We start from the raw sequence: 1,250 nt of genomic DNA, 5'->3' as shown, positions 1-1,250 counted from the left end.
TCGCGACACAAGGCCGCTCCTTGTATCTCGACTTTCGCCTCACAAGAGGCGAAAGTTCTCGACTGATCATCGAGGGAGGGTCATGAAGCGGAGCCGCTCCAAGGGCATCGAGCCCGTATTGTAGATAACGCTCTGGCCCTCCAACCCCACTCGAACAGTTCGAACGGTATCTAGTGCCGCCCCCCGGCGTGAGCACGCATTCGCAAGGTTGAACCGAGTGCTGGGTGATCGAAACTTCGTTGTCTGAGGGAGAAGATCATGTCTGTTGTTGTTGGCGTCGATGTAGCCAAGCGATCTTTCGATATTGCAACTCCACTTCCCAATGGGAAAGTCCGTACCAAAGCCAAGCTGGCCAATAATCCGAGTGGTTTTGAGCAATTCGCAACCTGGCTTGAGCAACATGCCGAACCACGTGCCTGGGTTATCATGGAGGCCACTGGCACTTATCACGAAGCGCTTGCTGAGTGCTTTCATGCCAAGGGTTACCGGGTGTGTATTCTGAATCCCGCCGTGATTGCCAAGTTTGCCGGAGCGGACCTTCGACGCGTCAAAACTGATAAGGCTGATGCCAAGGTTATTGCTGCTTACGGTCAGCAGAAAAAAGATTTGCTTCGTCAGTGGAAGCCTGAGCCGCCAGCTCAGCGGCGCTTGCGGGCCTTGGTGCGGCGTCTGGACGACCTGAAAGAGATGCAGCAGATGGAGCAGAACCGTCTGGATGTGTCGCAGATCGCTGTCCAGGAATCGATCAGAGCTGTAATTGGGCACATCAGCGAAGAAATAGCGAAAACCCGTAAGGCTATTGAGCAGACGATCGATGACGATCCAGACCTGCGCCAGCGACGAGAACTGATTACGTCGATTGATGGCCTGGGAGACACCACGGCCGCGCTGATCCTTGCAGAACTGGGTGATCCGCTGAAGTACGAAAGCCCGTCAGCCATGGTTGCGTTTGCAGGCCTCAACCCGATGATCCATCAATCGGGAGAGAAGATTGGCCAATCGACCATTTCCCGTACAGGAGCCCCAAGATTGCGCGCCGGCTTGTGGATGCCAGGCACTGTCTCGATCAGATACAACCCGGTCGTGAAGGCACTGGCAGAGCGTTTGAGCAATCGGCGTAAAGCCTACAAGCAGATAGTCTGCGCTGCTATGCGTAAGCTTTTGCACCTGGTGTATGGCGTAGTGAAATCCGGCAAACCGTTTGACCCTCAAATCGCTCTTGCGGGGTGAGGGTCAAGACGGTATCTACA

General features: G+C 54.9%; 1 protein-coding gene. It reads left to right on the top strand.

Annotated elements, in window-relative coordinates:
* Positions 1 to 258: 258 nt before the first annotated feature.
* Entirely contained in the window at positions 259 to 1,230 is a 972-nt protein-coding gene (locus J5M58_RS25715) for an IS110 family transposase (protein WP_207880112.1), read from the top strand.
* The last annotated feature ends 20 nt before the right edge of the window (positions 1,231 to 1,250 follow it).

The organism is Pseudomonas sp. 32_A, assembly GCF_017490905.1.
Lineage (GTDB): Bacteria > Pseudomonadota > Gammaproteobacteria > Pseudomonadales > Pseudomonadaceae > Aquipseudomonas > Aquipseudomonas inefficax.
This window is presented reverse-complemented; position numbering and strand designations above follow the sequence as displayed.